The organism is Photobacterium sp. BZF1, from assembly GCF_014349205.1.
Classification (GTDB): Bacteria; Pseudomonadota; Gammaproteobacteria; order Enterobacterales; family Vibrionaceae; genus Photobacterium.
Map to the genome: position 1 here is coordinate 1 of NZ_JACSOF010000167.1, position 14,249 is coordinate 14,249.

Genomic DNA, 14,249 nt, shown 5'->3' on the forward strand with positions numbered 1-14,249 from the left:
GAAGTATTCCCAGCAGGCTTGCGGCGCGGTGCTTGACCTTCTTCACTCTGGTTGCGACCCGATGAACGACGCTGGTCCTGACGGCCTCGGCGACCACGACCGGTATCTTCGTTCAGGCGCTCTTCGTGACGACGCACTGCACGGCGGATCTGACGAACACCACGCTTGCGCTTCTGGCCTTCAACTGTCAGTACAGTTTCGGTTTCAGCTGGAAGCTCCACTTTCTCTCGAAGGTAGTTCACTTCTTTGAGCTCAAGCTCCATCCAACCGCCACGAGGTAGATCCTTGGTCAGGAAGATGTCACCGTAACGCACACGCTTCAGGCGGCTTACCGTTACACCCTGGGAGTCCCACAGACGACGAACCTCACGGTTACGACCTTCGGTGATCACAACGTAGAAAGTATGGTTCATACCTTCACCACCGGCGTAGACCACGTCTTCGAAGCGCGCCATGCCGTCTTCTAGCTCAACACCCTTAACCAGGTTGCGAACCATCTCTTCGGTCACTTCGCCGAATACGCGGACCATGTACTCACGCTCAACGCTACGGCTCGGGTGCATAAGACGGTTTGCCAATTCACCATCGGTGGTGAACAGCAGCAGACCAGCGGTGTTGGCATCAAGACGCCCCACCGATACCCAGCGGCCATCGTTTAGGCGAGGCAGACGATCAAATACCGTACGACGACCTTCTGGATCGTGACGGGTACATAGTTCACCTTCAGGTTTGTTGTACGCCAATACTCGGCAAACTTCTTCTGAAGACGATACCAGCTGGATTTTGTGGCCATCAATGCGGACATTGACTGACAGATCGTCCAGGCGGTCACCAAGCTTGGCTACCTTACCGTCGATACTAACTCGACCGTTCTGGATCATTAATTCGATTTCTCGGCGAGAACCCTGGCCAGAACGCGCCAGTACCTTCTGTAATTTTTCACTCATTAGACAAACCTTTGTCGCCTTCACAGGCGTCGAAATATCATCATGCTTTAAGCCATCTTAAAGCGATGGCGGATTATGCCAAAAGCTTAGCTGAGATACCACAGAAAACACCCTGTTAACCCGATATTACTCAAAAGGTGATGGATCACCGGCACCCACACGAGCGATTTCCATTTCGTCATTGCTAAAATCAATCACCGTGGTTGGCTGTTCTCCCAGATAGCCGCCGTTGATAATCAAATCCACTGCATGCTCAAGTTGGTCACGGATCTCTTCCGGATCAGACTCTGTGGTTTCGTTACCCGGCAAAATCAAAGATGTTGACATCATCGGTTCACCTAACGCCTCAAGCAAAGCCAGCGCAATAGCGTTGTCCGGCACACGGATACCTATGGTCTTACGCTTGGGGTTCATCAAACGGCGTGGAACTTCCTTGGTGCCTTTGAAAATAAAGGTATAAGCACCCGGCGTATTGTTACGCAGCAAACGGTATGCCGCGTTATCAACACGCGCATATTGCGACAGTTCGGACAAGTCACGGCACAGCAGGGTAAAGTTGTGCTTGTCGTTCAAACGGCGGATCTGGCAGATCCGCTCCAGTGCCGATTTATTTTCCAGTTGGCAGCCAAGTGCATAGCCAGAATCGGTCGGGTACACGATCACCCCACCATTGCGGATAATGGCTACCGCCTGGTTAATCAGACGGACTTGCGGTGTTTCAGGGTGAACATAAAAAAACTGACTCATTCTTCCTCCATAGGAAATGCAGCCTATTCGCGCACTTCCTCTTCTATCCGTTTCTTCTCAACGCCCCAGTCCTGCCAGACTTCAGTCACGCCCTTGGGCAACCACAAGTTGCGGCCAAGTTCGGTCCATGGCGAGGCATAATGGAAATCAGAGCCCTGTGAAGCAAGTAATTGATAATCTATTGAATAATCGCCGAGCAAACGCCTTTCCTGCGGAGATTGCTGTGGTTGCGCCACCTCCATCGCATCCCCTTTGGCTTCAACAAAAGCGGTCAATAAGCGTTTTTGCCATTTTGCGGTCATATTGTAACGGCCGGGATGGGCAAGCACGGCCTGTCCGCCAGCCTGGTGGATAGCTTCCACCGCTTCGGCCATCGAACACCAGTTGGGTGGCACATAGCCTGGGTTGTTTCGGGTCAGGAACTTTTTGAAAACGGCCTGCATGTTCTTGGCATAGCCCTGCTCGACAATCCACTGGGCAAAATGGGCACGGGTAAGCGTGGCCCCATTGGCAATGGCCTTGGCCCCTTCCAGTGCCCCTGGCATGCGGTTCTTCTCCAACCGCTCCCCCATCAAGGCAGCGCGATCGGCACGGCGCTGTGCCTGCTCTTCAATAATACGAACAATCGCCGGGTGCTCGGGCTCGATATTCAATCCGACAATGTGAATATCAAAATTTGACCAAAGTGTCGATATTTCAATGCCTTTGATGAGAGTTAAAGGCAGATTTTCTGCTTCTATCACTTGTTCGGCAGGCGCAAGTCCGGCCACTGTATCGTGATCGGTAATCGCCAATACATCGACCCGACGCTCAGCGGCGCGCCGTACAAGATCTTGCGGTGACAGCCGACCGTCTGATGCGGTGGTATGGCTGTGTAAATCAAACAACATAAATTATCTTCTTGACTTTACTCTCGCGAACTAGTTTACTAGTACGCAGTTACCCAGTACTACATTGGTGGTTCAGTATATTCACTGACAGCCTGTATAACACTGAAAGGATAAATACATGGTACAGCAAATTCATCGTCAGCTCCGCGCTTTCTCATCTTGGTGGTGGCACTTCCCAACGCGGGTGGTGTGATTAGCTGTGCCTTAAACAGATTACACGAACCCGCCTCGACGCGGGTTTTTTTATAGCCAAATTCAGCCAGACAAAGATTTTACCAGAGCGCCAACCACATGCCGCGCCCTGAAGAGGAAAAGAATATGATCATCGTACTTAAGCCAAACGCAACCGAAGAACAAGCCAAAGAAATTCTTGCCCGCATCGAAGAAGCCGGCCTCAAACCTCTCTACATGCCGGGTGTTGAGCGCATTGTGCTTGGGGCGCTTGGCGATGAGCGTGTTCTGCAACAGCTACACCTTGATGCCTACCCTTGTGTCGAAAACGTCAAGCCTATCCTGACCAAATACAAAATGGTCAGCCGTGAAGTGCAGGCCCACGATACCGTGGTTCGTTTCGGTAATGCCTCTGTCGGTGGCGACAAATTCGCAGTAATTGCTGGCCCTTGTTCGGTCGAATCTGAAGAGCAGCTGCTAAGCGTTGCCGAAGTGGTGAAAAAACATGGTGCCGTTGCCCTTCGCGGTGGCGCTTACAAACCACGTACCAGCCCATATGATTTCCAAGGTATGGGTGTCGAAGGTTTGAAGCTACTGAAAAAAGCCAACGAGCAACTGGGTATCCCGACCGTATCTGAGGTTATGGAGGTCAGCCAGATGGATTCGATGTGTGAATACATCGACTGTCTTCAGATTGGTGCTCGCAATATGCAGAACTACGCCCTGCTAAAAGCAGTAGGTGAAAGCAAAAAACCGGTCTTGCTCAAACGCGGACTTTCAGCCACTATCGAGGAGCTGTTACTCGCGGCGGAATATATCTACGACGCAGGCAACCCAAATATCATCCTGTGTGAGCGAGGTATCCGTACCTACGAGACAGCAACACGTAACACATTGGATTTGAACGCCGTGGCTTACCTCAAGCAACGTACCCACCTACCGGTGGTGGTTGACCCGAGCCATGGTACCGGTGTCCGTGAACTGGTTATCCCACTTTCACGTGCAGCGGCTGCAGTCGGTGCCGACGGTATTATCGTTGAATCACACCTTAACCCGTGTGAAGCCTTGTCGGACGGCCATCAGGCACTGACCGGTCCAATGTTTGAACAGTTGATGCAAGAGTTGAAACCGTTTGTAGAAACGGCAGGGAGAACGCTGTGAATACTACCCCACTAGGCGTCGGTGAGCTGGAACTGCTCAGCCTCGATGTACCCTATGTTGCGGATCCGACGGAGTTGTATTACTCCGTCTGTGGCGACCGCCCACACAACCTATTGCTGGAGTCGGCCGAGATCGACTCCAAACAAGACCTCAAGAGCCTGATGCTCATCGACGCGGCAGTCCGTATTGTCTGCCGCGGCAAAGTGGTCACCCTCGAGGCCCTGACCGATAACGGCCTCAATGTGCTGCAAACCCTGGAAGGCAAGATGCCTGCCGATATCACAGCAGTACGCGAGGGGCGCCAGCTGGAACTGACGTTCCCATCAGCTGAACGCGCGCTGGATGAAGACAGCCGCCTGCGCCAGACCTCCTCGTTTGATGCATTGCGAATGATCCAGCATGCCTTCAATATTGCCGGTCACCCGCGCGAAGCGTTATTTATCGGCGGTCTTTTCGCCTATGACGTGGTTGATGGCTTTGAGCCATTGCCAGGCGTCAAGCAGGACAACCGCTGCCCGGACTACCTGTTCTATATTGCCGAGACCTTGCTGGTGATTGACCACCAGCGCCGCAAAGGCAAGTTGCAGGCTACCCTGTTCGGCGGTGACGAATACACCTCGAGCTACTTCGAGCTGAGCCGCCGCCTGCAGCACATCAAGGAAGCCTGTCTGGAGCCGATGCCGCTGCCAGCCGCCCAGCTACTCGATGAATGCGAGCCGGTAGCCAGCGTGAGCGACGAAGACTTCTGCCAGCAGGTGGTCGATCTAAAACAGCACGTCATCAATGGTGATGTGTTCCAGGTGGTACCGTCCCGTCAGTTCACCCTGCCGTGCCCGTCACCGCTAAACGCTTACAAAGAGCTTAAAATCGGCAACCCAAGTCCTTATATGTTCTACCTGCAGGATGCCGATTTCACCCTGTTCGGTGCGTCACCGGAAAGTGCCCTGAAATACTGCACCGAGAGCAACCAGATTGAGATCTACCCGATTGCCGGTACCCGCCGTCGCGGCAAGAACCCGGACGGTTCAATCAACCTCGACCTCGATGGTCGTATCGAACTCGAACTGCGCTGCGACATGAAGGAAAACGCCGAGCACATGATGCTGGTTGACTTGGCCCGTAACGATGTCGCCCGTATCAGCGAACCGGGTAGCCGCTATGTCGCAGATTTACTTGCCGTCGACCGCTACAGCCATGTAATGCACCTTGTATCCCGTGTTGTCGGCCAACTACGTGGCGATCTGGATGCCCTGCACGCTTACCAGGCCTGTATGAACATGGGTACCCTGACCGGCGCGCCTAAAATCCGTGCGATGCAGCTTATCCGAGAGGTCGAGCAGCGCCGCCGTGGCAGTTATGGCGGTGCAGTCGGCTACCTGACCGGCCACGGTGATATGGATACCTGTATCGTCATCCGCTCGGCCTATGTCGAAGATGATGTTGCCAGCGTCCAGGCCGGTGCCGGTGTGGTTTACGACTCGGTCCCTCAGGCAGAAGCCGATGAAACCCGTGGTAAGGCGCAAGCGGTGATCACAGCAATCCGCAAGGCACACAGTGCCCCTGAACGTAAATCGCACTAAGGAGCCACTAATGTCCCTACCCCATATTGTATTGCTTGATAACTTTGACTCCTTTACCTACAACTTGGTTGACCAGTTCCGCTCGCTGGGCTGCGAAGTAACGATTTACCGCAACAGCCTCACTGTCGAGCAGATGGAACAGGCGCTGGCTGAGAAAAGCAATCCGGTACTGGTGCTGTCACCGGGCCCTGGAGCCCCTGCCGATGCGGGCTGTATGCCAGAGCTGATCAAGCAGGTGCGCGGCAAGGTTCCGATGATCGGTATCTGCCTTGGCCACCAGGCCATTGTCGAAGCTTACGGCGGTAAGGTCTCAGGCGCAGGTGAAATCGTGCATGGCAAATCAGCCATGATGAGCCATACCGGTCATGAGGTGTTTGGCGAGTTGCCAAGCCCATTATCGATTGCCCGCTACCACTCGCTAGTTGCCGAAACGGTGCCAGAGAGCCTGAATATCATTGCCGATGTTGACGGCCTGGTCATGGCGGTGACCAATGATGAGGATCGTGTGTGTGGTTATCAATTCCATCCAGAATCTATCCTCACGACCCAAGGTGCCCAGCTGCTGACCAATACGCTGGCTTGGGTCACGTCTCCGACAACCGACCAATAATTAGCCGAACCGATAATCAGCCGGTATAGACAACAAGGATTTTTATTATGGATGCGACCATCTACACCATTGCCAACAAGCTCTACGACCAACAGGCACTGAGCCAAGAAGAAAGCCAAACCCTGTTTGACGCCATTATCAAGGGCGAAGTTGAGCCAGTACTGCTATCGGCGGTACTGACAGCACTGAAAATCAAAGGCGAGACCCCAGCTGAAATCGCCGGTGCCGCCAAAGCATTGCTGGCCAATGCCAACCCGTTCCCAAGCCCTGAGTACGACTTTGCCGACATCGTCGGCACCGGTGGCGACGGTGCTAATACCATCAATATCTCTACCACGGCGGCTTTTGTGGCTGCCGCCTGTGGCGTTAAGGTTGCCAAACACGGCAACCGTGGCGTCTCAAGCAAGTCAGGCTCTTCGGACTTGCTGGACAAATTCGGCATCAACCTGGCAATGAAACCGGAGACGGCCCGTGAAGCCCTTGACGACCTTGGCGTCTGCTTCTTGTTCGCACCGGAATACCACGGCGGCGTACGCCATGCGATGCCGGTTCGCCAAACCCTGAAAACCCGTACCATTTTCAATGTGCTGGGTCCTTTGATTAACCCGGCTCGCCCTAACATCGAGCTAATGGGTGTCTACGACGCTTCGCTGGTTCGCCCGATTGCCGAAACCATGGCAGCAATGGGCATGAAACGTGCGGCAGTTGTCCATGGCAGCGGCCTGGACGAAGTGGCTATCCACGGTGAAACCACAGTGGCGGAAATCATTAACGGTGAAATCACCGAGTACACCTTAACGCCTGCTGACTTTGGTCTTGAAAGCCACCCGCTAGAAGCAATCAAGGGTGGTGAGCCGGAAGAAAACCGTGCCATTATTACCAATATCCTGACCGGTAAAGGGACCGATGCCCAAATGGGCGCTGTCGCTGTTAACGTGGCCCTGCTTCTTCGCCTGTTTGGCCAAGAAGATCTCAAGGCCAATGCCGAGAAGGCCATCAATGTCATGAAATCAGGCAAAGCCTTTGAGCTTGTCGGCCAACTTGCAGCACGAGGTTAAAATGGAAACAGTTCTAGCTAAAATTGTCGCCGACAAACGTATTTGGGTTGATGCACGTAAAACTGAGCAACCACTAGCGTTGTTCAAAGACAGCCTAGTCCCGAGTGATCGCAGCTTCTACGACGCACTATCGGGCGATCAGGCGGCGTTTATTCTGGAATGTAAAAAAGCCTCACCGTCAAAAGGCCTGATCCGCGAAGACTTTGACCTCAACATGATTGCCCGGGTGTACAACGGCCATGCCAGTGCTATCTCGGTATTGACCGATGAGAAATACTTTCAGGGTAACTTTGACTTCCTGCCAGTGGTGCGTAACCAAGTTCGCCAGCCGGTGCTTTGCAAAGACTTCATGATTGATACCTATCAGGTCTACCTTGCACGCCACTACAATGCCGATGCCATTTTGCTGATGCTGTCAGTATTGAACGATGATGAATACCGTGAACTGGCCGAGGTTGCCGAGCAGCTTAACCTTGGTATCCTGACGGAAGTCAGTAATGAAGAGGAGCTTGAGCGTGCGATTGCCCTCAAGGCCAAGGTAGTGGGCATCAACAACCGCAACCTGCGCGATCTCAGCATTGATCTGAACCGTACCAAAGAGCTAGCCCCACGCCTTCCGGAAGGGACGATTGTGATTTCAGAATCTGGGATCTACAACAACCAGCAGGTACGTGACCTGTCGGCGTATGCCAACGGCTTTTTGATCGGTAGCTCGCTGATGGCTGAAGACAACCTTGAACTGGCAGTTCGCCGTGTGTTGCTGGGCGACAACAAAGTCTGTGGCCTAACCCATGCCGATGATGCTGCAGCAGCCTACCAGAGCGGTGCAGTTTACGGTGGCCTTATCTTTGTGTCTGGCTCGCCACGCCATGTCGACATCGAGCAGGCCCGCATGGTGATGAGCGGTGCGCCACTGAAATATGTCGGTGTATTCCGCAATGCTGACCCAGAGGCTGTCGCTAAAGCTGCCGAGGCGCTATCACTGTCAGCGGTTCAGCTTCATGGCGATGAAGACCAAGACTATATTGCAGCCCTAAAAGGTCAGCTACCAGCAGAGTGTGAAGTTTGGAAAGCCCACGGCGTAACTGAAACGGCCCCAGACCTTGGTCAGTGGCAGGTCGACCGTCACTTGCTCGATAGCAAGGTCGGTAACCAATCTGGAGGCACGGGTGTTGCCTTTGATTGGAGCCTGATCCCTAGCGAACAAAAGCAAATCACCATGCTGGCCGGTGGCCTTAACCCGGACAATGTCTGCGAAGCAGCCCACCTTGGCTGCCGGGGACTGGATTTGAATTCCGGTGTAGAGAGTGAGCCCGGCAAAAAAGACCCAACAAAATTGAAAGCGGCTTTCGCGGCTATCAGAAAGTATTAAGGAAAATAAACCATGAGTAAGATTAGTGCCTACTTCGGCGAGTTCGGTGGCCAGTACGTCCCACAGATCCTCGTGCCAGCCCTAGACCAGCTTGAAGCAGCGTTTGTTGAAGCCCAGCAAGACCCTAGCTTCCAGAAAGAATTTATCGACTTGCTAAAAGAGTACGCCGGTCGACCAACTGCGCTGACTTTGTGCCAAAACCTAACCAAAGGCACCAAGACCAAGCTTTACCTCAAGCGCGAAGACCTACTGCACGGCGGTGCCCACAAAACCAACCAGGTATTGGGTCAGGCCCTACTGGCTAAGCGTATGGGCAAAGATGAAATCATCGCCGAAACCGGTGCGGGCCAACACGGTGTTGCCACAGCATTGGCTTGTGCGCTACTCGGTCTTAAGTGTCGTGTTTACATGGGTGCCAAAGACGTTGAGCGCCAGAGCCCTAACGTATTCCGTATGAAGCTAATGGGTGCCGAAGTGATCCCTGTCCATTCAGGCTCGGCAACATTGAAAGATGCCTGTAACGAGGCTATGCGTGACTGGACAGCCACTTACGACAAAGCGCACTACCTGCTAGGTACTGCTGCCGGTCCTCACCCATTCCCGACCATCGTGCGCGAATTCCAGCACATCATCGGTGAAGAAACCAAGGCCCAGATCCTTGAGAAAGAAGGCCGCCTACCTGATGCCGTTATCGCCTGTGTCGGCGGTGGCTCGAATGCTATCGGTATGTTCTCGGACTTCATCGACGAGCAAAGTGTTGGCCTGATTGGTGTTGAGCCGGCAGGTAAAGGCCTCGATACCGACATGCACGGTGCGCCGCTGAAACACGGTAAGCTGGGTATCTTCTTCGGTATGAAAGCACCTCTGATGCAGGACGAACATGGTCAGGTAGAAGAGTCTTACTCTGTTTCTGCCGGTCTGGACTTCCCATCTGTCGGCCCTCAGCACGCCCACCTTAACGCTATTGGCCGTGCCGAGTACGAAGCCGTCACCGATGACGAGGCACTGGAAGCCTTCCAGGCGCTTGCCCGCAACGAAGGTATCATCCCGGCACTTGAGTCAGCCCACGCACTGGCCCATGCCTTGAAGATGATCAAAGCCAACCCAGAAAAAGAACAGCTGCTGGTCGTTAACCTATCAGGCCGTGGCGACAAAGATATTTTCACCGTACACGATATTCTAGATGCAAAAGGAGTGCTGTAATGGATCGTTACCAAGCCCAATTTGACCGCCTGGCGGCGAAAAACGAAGGCGCATTTGTTCCTTTTGTTACTATCGGTGATCCAAACCCGGAGCAATCACTGAAAATCATCGAAACCTTGGTAGAAGCCGGTGCCGATGCACTGGAGCTGGGGATCCCATTCTCTGATCCGCTGGCTGATGGCCCGACTATCCAGGGTGCAACAATCCGTGCTATGGAATCTGGCACCACCCCGGCAGTCTGTTTTGATCTGTTGAGCCAGATCCGCGCCAAATATCCTGACATGCCAATTGGCCTGCTGATGTACGCCAACCTGGTGTTCACCAATGGTATCGAAAACTTCTACCAGAAGTGCGCCGAAGCGGGTGTCGATTCGGTTCTTGTTGCCGATGTGCCGCTGAAAGAGTCTGAAGAGTTCCGTAACGCTGCAGCAAAATACGGCATCCACCCAATCTTCATCGCGCCGCCAAATGCTGATGAAGATACATTGAAAACGGTGTCTGAGTTCGGTGGCGGTTATACCTACCTGCTATCTCGTGCCGGTGTAACCGGTACCGAAACCAAAGCAGGAGCACCAATCAACCACCTGCTGGAAAGCCTGAAGACACACAATGCGCCACCAGCACTGCTTGGTTTTGGTATTTCAGAGCCTCAGCAAGTTGCCGAAGCGATTGAAGCCGGTGCTGCCGGTGCCATTTCTGGTTCTGCCGTGGTGAAAGTGATTGAGAACAACCTTGGTGATGACGATGCTATGCTCAGCAATATGCATAGCTTTATCAGCAACATGAAGGCAGCAACCCGCAAAGGCTAACCTTTCCGGCGTTAAGCCATAATACAAAAGCCGCCCCAGGTCACTCTGTGGGCGGCTTTTTGCATCTCCCTGATATTTTCTGGTGCAAGATCAAAGATCTCTTCCTCCTTCCCCCATACAGTAACCAACTTGTTAACGCCTAGTACAAACAAATTGCAAGTTTGAAAGGCAATAACACCAATCAAGTAAAAGAAAGATTGATAAAGATGATATTTCCGTGTAAAAACACACGCGCAAAATATCGGGTTAACATTTAGTACAATTACAAAACAAATTACCAATGTTTTTTATACCCATTGCTTTGCGAACAATATCGAACACAACTGAGGTATCTAACCGTGTTAAAAGAAAAAGGACTGTTTGGCAATATTGGCGTGCAGGTCGTCATTGCCATGTGTGTGGGAACCCTCGTCGGCGCGATGATGGGCCAGTCTGCAAGTATGTTCGCCCCGCTAGGCAGCATCTTCATCCACTTAATCAAAATGTTGGTGATCCCTTTGGTCGCCGTCGCCATTATCTCCGGTGCTGCTGGGCTTGGCAGTAGCCAATCGGCAGGCAAAGTCGGCTTGTCTACCCTGGGCTTTTTCGGCCTGACATCAGCGGTTGCTGTTGCTCTGGCCCTGTTCATGGGTGTGGTCTTCCAACCGGGAGTCGGTGTCGACATGACAGGTGTAGAGGGGATGTTCTCTAACGTCTATGCCGATAAAGGTGAGATGCCGACGTTCTGGGCTACCGTACTCGGCATGATCCCGACCAACGTTTTCCAGTCACTGAATGAAGCAAATATCCTGCAAATTTTGGTTTTCTGCCTTTTCTTCGGTATTGCTGTTTCGAAGCTGGAAAAAGAACGCCGTGACCCATTGATCAACGGTGTAAATGCCATTGTTGATGCCATGGTATGGATGATCAACGTTGTAATGAAGGTTGCCCCTCTTGGCGTATTCGGTCTGATGGCAGATGCGGTAGGTACCTTCGGCTTTGGCGCGCTGATGGTGGTATTCAAGCTATTCGTGGTCTATGTGATTGCTATCTTGATCTACGGTTTCATCTTCTACCCAGCAATGATCAAAGCCTTCAGCAAGACGTCGCCGCTGAAGTTCTTGTCAGCGATGAAGAAACCACAGGCTGTTGCCCTATCGACAGCTTCTTCCATGGCAACCTTGCCTGTTACCATGGAAGTGTGTGAAGAAGAGCTGGGCGTGAAGAACTCGACCGCTTCATTCGTATTGCCGCTGGGTGCAACCATCAATATGAGTGGCAATGCCATTTACTACGGCCTGGTTGCTATCTTCTTTGCCCAAATGTTCAATGTCGAGCTGGGTATGGGGGCCTACGTTGCCATTATCGTGACATCAACACTGGGTGCTGTTGGTCAGGCAGGTGTACCGGGTCCGTCATTCTTGGTTGTCGCCGTATTGCTGGCAGCGGGTATTCCCATCGAAGGCCTACCGCTGTTGTTTGCCCTTGACCGTATCTTCGACATGATCCGTACTGCACTTAACATCACCGGTGATGCCGCTTGTGCAGTCATTGTCGATAACATGATCAACGATGCGCCGCAGGACACGCCGGAGCCAGAGTCCAGCCATCGCATCTAGGCTACTCGATACAAAGTAATACAAACCAGTATGACAGACCTCGGGGGCTGCAGGGTTAAACCTGCAGCCTTTTGCTTATTGATATACTATAAGCAGCTTATATGTATTTTATGGCTATCAACATGAAGCAACTGATTGATTTTATTCCTCTGGTCGTATTCTTTATTCTCTATAAAACCCACGACATCTATGTCGCGACCGGGGCCCTGATAATCGCGACCGCCATTCAAATTGCGGTAACTTGGGTACTGTATAAAAAAGTAGAAAAGATGCAGCTGGTTACCTTTGTGATGGTGGCAGTATTCGGCGGGCTGACGATTTTCCTGCACGACGACAACTTCATAAAATGGAAAGTCACCATCGTCTACGGGATTTTTGCCGCAGGACTCGCTATCAGCCAGTATATGGGTAAGCCGCTGATTAAGGGCATGTTAGGCAAAGAATTGGAACTACCAGACACTGTCTGGAACAGGATCAACGGTGCTTGGGCACTGTTTTTCGTTGTATGTGCCGTCGTGAATGTCTATATTGCCTTCCGTTTGCCGCTAGACGTGTGGGTTAATTTCAAAGTCTTTGGGTTATTGATCCTGACTTTGATCTTCACCATTGCCACCGGCGGCTATATTTACCACCATATGCCAAAAGAACCTGATTCAGAGTAGTACAGAGTCGCAACATGACATCAGAAAACAACATCCCACGCGGGCAACTGCTGCTCCGCACTCTCGCCATGCCAGCCGACACCAATGCCAACGGTGATATTTTCGGTGGCTGGATCATGTCCCAGCTTGACCTCGCAGGTGGTATCCTTGCCAAGGAGATCTCCGGTGGCCGTATCGTTACCGTATCGGTATCGAGCATTACCTTCAAAAAGCCCGTCAGTGTGGGTGACGTGGTATGTGTCTATGGCGAATGTACCAAGATTGGCCGCACTTCAATGAGCATCAACCTTGAGGTCTGGATCAAGCCAGTACGCGATGAAAACATCGAAGACCGCTTTATGGTGTGCGACGCCACCTTCAACTATGTTGCTATCGATGCTGACGGCAGGCCGCGTCCGGTGCAAAAGCACTAGCCACAAAAGCGTTGTGAACAAAAGAAAAAGCACCCATTACACATAGCGACATTGTCAAACTTTGGCAAAGTTCCGCAAAAAAGTCCTATCCTAATGCTAGGGCTTTTTTTTTCATTTATGATAGGAAAAATTTGTCACACATTGCTGCCTCATTACAAATTTCACCAATATCTATCGAGAGCAGCAGTTACAAGGAGAGAGCTACATGTGGTACGTTATTTTTTCCCAAGATGTCGAAAACAGCCTTGAGCGCCGCTTGAGCGTGCGTGAAAAGCACCTTGCAAGACTAAAAGATCTCCAACAGCAAGGCCGCTTGCTAGTTGCGGGCCCAATGCCTGCGATTGATAGCGAGAACCCAGGTGAAGCGGGCTTTACCGGCTCAACCGTGATCGCTGAATTCAACTCCCTTGACGATGCCCAGGCCTGGGCCGATGCCGACCCTTATATTGAAGCCGGCGTCTACGAAAAAGTGATCGTCAAGCCGTTCAAAAAAGTACTTCCATAACCGATTTTGAGATAACAACGTTATGCTAAAACGCACCCTCGTTTTACTAGGCGCTGCCCTGCTGGCAGGCTGTGCATCAAACGCAGAGCAGCAGGCTATCCTGGACATGGCCAAAGCTCGCGCGATGGCCATCAACAACAAGGCGCCATACGAGAAGATCGACCAATACCAGATCATGAAAGCCCAAGCACGGGAAAACATTGTCGAAATCACCATTTTGTATGGTGGTGGTGGTAAGACGCCGCCTACTCGAGCTGCCAAAAGTGCTGCGCTCAACTATTGCAACAGCGCAGAGCTAAGCCCGATGGTAAGCGAGGGGGTTAACTACAATATCGTAATCATGGATATGCGTGGCCGCCCGATGGTAACCCAGCCAATCACGGCAGATGTGTGTAGCCAGTTAGCGAATTGATAGAGGGCTATGGGCGATAGGCGATAGGCGATAGGCGATAGGCGATAGGCGATAGGCGATAGGCGATAGGCGATAGGCGATAGGCGATAGGCGATAGGCGATAGGCGATAG

15 protein-coding genes and 1 other annotated feature are annotated in these 14,249 nt (G+C 52.3%); of the genes, 12 read left to right on the forward strand and 3 right to left on the reverse strand.

The genetic code is table 11. The features are described 5' to 3' along the window. The 3 genes from rluB to BIZ37_RS25865 all read right to left on the reverse strand — a co-directional run. Nucleotides 1-947: 23S rRNA pseudouridine(2605) synthase RluB (rluB, locus tag BIZ37_RS25855; protein WP_255526904.1), on the reverse strand; the 947-nt coding region annotated here is incomplete at its 3' end. 126 nt (nucleotides 948-1,073) lie between these two features. Then, nucleotides 1,074-1,694, reverse strand: a complete 621-nt coding sequence (locus BIZ37_RS25860) for an L-threonylcarbamoyladenylate synthase (RefSeq protein ID WP_187463963.1) — start codon at nucleotides 1,692-1,694, stop codon at nucleotides 1,074-1,076. 23 nt (nucleotides 1,695-1,717) lie between these two features. Continuing rightward, complete coding sequence (locus tag BIZ37_RS25865; protein WP_187463964.1) at nucleotides 1,718-2,584, reverse strand: PHP domain-containing protein; 867 nt, start codon at nucleotides 2,582-2,584, stop codon at nucleotides 1,718-1,720. A gap of 154 nt (nucleotides 2,585-2,738) precedes the next feature. Then, nucleotides 2,739-2,831, forward strand: a sequence feature (Trp leader region). A 71-nt stretch (nucleotides 2,832-2,902) separates the two neighbouring features. Between BIZ37_RS25865 and BIZ37_RS25870 the strand changes: the two genes are divergently transcribed. From BIZ37_RS25870 to gspS2, 12 genes are all read left to right on the forward strand, one after another. Continuing rightward, entirely contained in the window at nucleotides 2,903-3,916 is a 1,014-nt protein-coding gene (locus BIZ37_RS25870) for a bifunctional 3-deoxy-7-phosphoheptulonate synthase/chorismate mutase (RefSeq protein WP_187463965.1), read from the forward strand. Next, nucleotides 3,913-5,496 carry an anthranilate synthase component 1 gene (locus tag BIZ37_RS25875; RefSeq protein WP_187463966.1) on the forward strand — a complete coding sequence of 528 codons (1,584 nt, stop codon included), beginning with the start codon at nucleotides 3,913-3,915 and terminating at the stop codon, nucleotides 5,494-5,496. The genes BIZ37_RS25870 and BIZ37_RS25875 overlap by 4 nt, the downstream gene beginning before the upstream one ends. 10 nt (nucleotides 5,497-5,506) lie before the next feature. Next, nucleotides 5,507-6,106: an aminodeoxychorismate/anthranilate synthase component II gene (locus BIZ37_RS25880; RefSeq protein WP_187463967.1), complete on the forward strand. Its 600-nt coding sequence runs from the start codon at nucleotides 5,507-5,509 to the stop codon at nucleotides 6,104-6,106. 47 nt (nucleotides 6,107-6,153) lie between these two features. After that, complete coding sequence (gene trpD / locus BIZ37_RS25885) at nucleotides 6,154-7,164, forward strand: anthranilate phosphoribosyltransferase (protein WP_107299178.1); 1,011 nt, start codon at nucleotides 6,154-6,156, stop codon at nucleotides 7,162-7,164. Between the two features lies 1 nt (nucleotide 7,165). Beyond that, nucleotides 7,166-8,536, forward strand: coding sequence for a bifunctional indole-3-glycerol-phosphate synthase TrpC/phosphoribosylanthranilate isomerase TrpF (gene trpCF, locus BIZ37_RS25890; RefSeq protein WP_187463968.1), 1,371 nt, complete (start codon nucleotides 7,166-7,168; stop codon nucleotides 8,534-8,536). 12 nt (nucleotides 8,537-8,548) lie between these two features. Next, nucleotides 8,549-9,739 (forward strand): tryptophan synthase subunit beta, encoded by a 1,191-nt coding sequence (trpB, locus tag BIZ37_RS25895; RefSeq protein WP_187463969.1) that lies wholly within the window; start codon nucleotides 8,549-8,551, stop codon nucleotides 9,737-9,739. Further along, nucleotides 9,739-10,548, forward strand: coding sequence for a tryptophan synthase subunit alpha (trpA, locus tag BIZ37_RS25900; protein ID WP_187463970.1), 810 nt, complete (start codon nucleotides 9,739-9,741; stop codon nucleotides 10,546-10,548). Before trpB ends, trpA begins: the two co-directional genes overlap by 1 nt. A gap of 323 nt (nucleotides 10,549-10,871) precedes the next feature. Then, nucleotides 10,872-12,146: a dicarboxylate/amino acid:cation symporter gene (locus BIZ37_RS25905; protein WP_255526905.1), complete on the forward strand. Its 1,275-nt coding sequence runs from the start codon at nucleotides 10,872-10,874 to the stop codon at nucleotides 12,144-12,146. Between the two features lie 122 nt (nucleotides 12,147-12,268). Then, on the forward strand, nucleotides 12,269-12,808 hold the full coding sequence (locus BIZ37_RS25910; protein WP_187463972.1) for a septation protein A: 540 nt from the start codon (nucleotides 12,269-12,271) through the stop codon (nucleotides 12,806-12,808). Nucleotides 12,809-12,822: 14 nt separating this feature from the next. Continuing rightward, nucleotides 12,823-13,221, forward strand: coding sequence for an acyl-CoA thioester hydrolase YciA (gene yciA / locus BIZ37_RS25915; protein WP_107299173.1), 399 nt, complete (start codon nucleotides 12,823-12,825; stop codon nucleotides 13,219-13,221). Nucleotides 13,222-13,426: 205 nt separating this feature from the next. Continuing rightward, nucleotides 13,427-13,726: a YciI family protein gene (locus BIZ37_RS25920; RefSeq protein ID WP_187463973.1), complete on the forward strand. Its 300-nt coding sequence runs from the start codon at nucleotides 13,427-13,429 to the stop codon at nucleotides 13,724-13,726. 22 nt (nucleotides 13,727-13,748) lie between these two features. Then, complete coding sequence (gene gspS2, locus BIZ37_RS25925) at nucleotides 13,749-14,138, forward strand: type II secretion system pilot lipoprotein GspS-beta (RefSeq protein WP_107299171.1); 390 nt, start codon at nucleotides 13,749-13,751, stop codon at nucleotides 14,136-14,138. The last annotated feature ends 111 nt before the right edge of the window (nucleotides 14,139-14,249 follow it).

Bases quoted from the DNA above. Each gene is read 5' to 3' on its own strand.
- trpD (WP_107299178.1), top strand. From the start codon at position 6,154: ATGGATGCGACCATCTACACCATTGCCAACAAGCTCTACGACCAACAG.
- BIZ37_RS25865 (WP_187463964.1), bottom strand. From the start codon at position 2,584: ATGTTGTTTGATTTACACAGCCATACCACCGCATCAGACGGTCGGCTG.
- trpB (WP_187463969.1), top strand. From the start codon at position 8,549: ATGAGTAAGATTAGTGCCTACTTCGGCGAGTTCGGTGGCCAGTACGTC.
- BIZ37_RS25910 (WP_187463972.1), top strand. From the start codon at position 12,269: ATGAAGCAACTGATTGATTTTATTCCTCTGGTCGTATTCTTTATTCTC.
- trpA (WP_187463970.1), top strand. From the start codon at position 9,739: ATGGATCGTTACCAAGCCCAATTTGACCGCCTGGCGGCGAAAAACGAA.
- trpCF (WP_187463968.1), top strand. From the start codon at position 7,166: ATGGAAACAGTTCTAGCTAAAATTGTCGCCGACAAACGTATTTGGGTT.
- BIZ37_RS25870 (WP_187463965.1), top strand. From the start codon at position 2,903: ATGATCATCGTACTTAAGCCAAACGCAACCGAAGAACAAGCCAAAGAA.
- BIZ37_RS25920 (WP_187463973.1), top strand. From the start codon at position 13,427: ATGTGGTACGTTATTTTTTCCCAAGATGTCGAAAACAGCCTTGAGCGC.
- BIZ37_RS25880 (WP_187463967.1), top strand. From the start codon at position 5,507: ATGTCCCTACCCCATATTGTATTGCTTGATAACTTTGACTCCTTTACC.
- yciA (WP_107299173.1), top strand. From the start codon at position 12,823: ATGACATCAGAAAACAACATCCCACGCGGGCAACTGCTGCTCCGCACT.
- gspS2 (WP_107299171.1), top strand. From the start codon at position 13,749: ATGCTAAAACGCACCCTCGTTTTACTAGGCGCTGCCCTGCTGGCAGGC.
- BIZ37_RS25860 (WP_187463963.1), bottom strand. From the start codon at position 1,694: ATGAGTCAGTTTTTTTATGTTCACCCTGAAACACCGCAAGTCCGTCTG.